Annotated in this window: 1 protein-coding gene; it reads left to right on the plus strand. The window is 66.8% G+C overall.

Annotated features, from left to right (window positions below; translation table 11 throughout):
- The first annotated feature begins 418 nt into the window (after nt 1-418).
- Nucleotides 419-1,354: an RNA polymerase sigma-70 factor gene (locus SSP24_RS42400; protein ID WP_141316600.1), complete on the plus strand. Its 936-nt coding sequence runs from the start codon at nt 419-421 to the stop codon at nt 1,352-1,354.
- Nucleotides 1,355-1,372 lie beyond the last annotated feature (18 nt).

Genomic DNA, 1,372 nt, shown 5'->3' on the forward strand with positions numbered 1-1,372 from the left:
GAATGATCATTGAACCTGAGCATCGAGGCCTCTGGGGCGGGTCCCACCGGTCCCCGGGCAACACCGTGTCACTCAGGAGACACTCTTCCTCCCCGTTCATCGCCTCCCGCGCGCAGGACAGTGGGAGCGGGATGACATCCTGTACGAGCTGTGGAGTTCCGCCCGGGAGGCGACAGCAACCTGCAGGGCAGACCTGTCACAGAACGTGGATGGTCCCGGTCAAAGGAGCAGACGCGATGGAGAGCCGTGATCATCACGGACGCAGTGCCGCCGCAGTCGGACAGCCGACCACGGAGCACCCTTACGGCCGGAACAGCCCTGGTCAGGAGCCGGCTGCCGAAGCCGGCCGGCGCGCGGCAGCCGCATGATCGGGCGGCTCGACAGCAGCGGTACCCGGAGGAACGGAGACAGCAGGACCATGCATCCCGAGACGTGCCCCGCGGAAAGTACCCTCGAGGAGGCGGTCTCTGTCTTCGTGGAGCTCCGTCCACGTCTTTTCGGTATCGCCTACCGCGTGCTGGGAAGCGCAGCCGAGGCGGAAGACGTGGTTCAGGAGGTGTGGCTGCGTTGGCAGAAGACCGATCGGTCGGTGGTGGTCAGTCCTGTGGCGTTTCTGTCGAGCACGACCACCCGGCTGGCCATCAACGTGGCTCAGTCCGCCCGTGTGCGCCGCGAAACCTACATCGGTCCGTGGCTGCCCGAGCTCATAGACACGAGCACCGACCCGGAAGTGGGCGCCGAGCGGGCGGAGGCTCTGGAACTGGCGCTGCTCCTCGTGCTGGAGAAGCTGAATCCCACCGAGCGCGCCGCATACGTCCTGCGTGAGGCCTTCGACTACGCCTATGCCGAGATCGCCGAGATCCTTCAACTCAGTCCCGTCAACACGCGGAAGATCGTGAGCCGTGCCCGCAAGCATCTCTCGGCCGAGCAGCGGGGGGCAGTGGACACGGCGGAGCACCAACGGCTCCTCACAGCCTTCGTCTCGGCGTCGCAGACGGGAAACGTCGCCTCGCTGGAGGCTCTCCTCACACCGGATGCCGTCAGTGTGTCCGACGGCAACGGCATTCGAGGCGCCGCTCGCATCCCCGTTCTGGGCCGCGCTCGCGTGGCGAGCCTGGCGACCGCCACCCGGCAGTTCTGGCGCGAGGCGGACGTCCGCGGAGTCCAGGCCAATGGACGGGCAGCGATGATGATCTACCGGAACGGCCGGCCCGCGACCGTCCTGACGATAGGGGCCTCGCACGAGGGCATTCACAAGGTGATGTGGGTGTTCAACCCCAGCAAGATCGCCGCGTTCCTCGACTCGCGCCGTCGCTCCACGTCACCGCTCGGCGCTGTGAGGCATGCGCCGTAACAGGTGGATCAGGGCGAT

The organism is Streptomyces spinoverrucosus (assembly GCF_006539505.1).
GTDB classification, from domain to species: Bacteria; Actinomycetota; Actinomycetes; order Streptomycetales; family Streptomycetaceae; genus Streptomyces; species Streptomyces spinoverrucosus.